This window comes from Halarchaeum acidiphilum MH1-52-1, from assembly GCF_000474235.1.
GTDB lineage: Archaea > Halobacteriota > Halobacteria > Halobacteriales > Halobacteriaceae > Halarchaeum > Halarchaeum acidiphilum.
The window spans coordinates 1-694 of record NZ_BATA01000152.1 but is presented as its reverse complement, the minus strand read 5'-3'; the positions used below and the strand labels follow the sequence as shown (position 1 = coordinate 694).

Here is a 694-nt window from a genome sequence, read left to right as displayed (position 1 = left end):
CACAGGTACAGGTCAGCGTGTCCTGGTGCCGCGTCGTGTCCTCGGTCGACCCGCAGTTCGGACACGTCTGCGAGGTCCACGCTTCCGTTCGGACTTCGACGGTGATGCCGAACTCCTCGGCGGTATCGGCGAGCCGCCCGACGAACCGCCGGAACGCCCAGAAATTGTGCAACTTGGCGTTCGTCCGAACCGACCAGTGCGTCTCGAGTACGTCGGTTAGGTCGCCGACGTACACCGGCGAAACGCCTTCGTCGTACAGTCGTTCGATCAAGTCGCGTACAAGCGCGTCCATCGCGTGGTCGCGCCGTCGCGTCCGTCTTCGGTACAGCGAGTCGATCTGCTTCGAACTGTACCGCCCTTCGCGGAGCTTCGACTGGAGTTCAGCGATCCGTTGCGTCGTTTCGCGGAACCGTTCGAACAGGTCGCGGCCTTCGTACAGGTACTGCTCGCCGGTCGTGGTCGTGCAGGCGACGATGTTGTTCGCGCCGATGTCCAAGGCGGCGGCTTCCTCCGCCAGTGGTTGTGCCAGTCGAGAAGTGTCAATTGTGACTGGCTGAAAGGCCCTGAACGTCTCGCTCACGTCGTCGTAATACAGTTCCAACTGACCCTGCTTGTCGTACTCTTTCCAGTTCGGATCGCCCCGAACCTCGAGTCGGAGCCGTTCGCGGTATCCAAGACCGTACTCCTCTTTCAG

Annotated in this window: 1 protein-coding gene; it reads right to left on the bottom strand. The window is 61.5% G+C overall.

Annotated elements, in window-relative coordinates:
* Positions 1-694: transposase (locus AOZ13_RS13620; RefSeq protein ID WP_148294613.1), on the bottom strand; the 694-nt coding region annotated here is incomplete at both ends.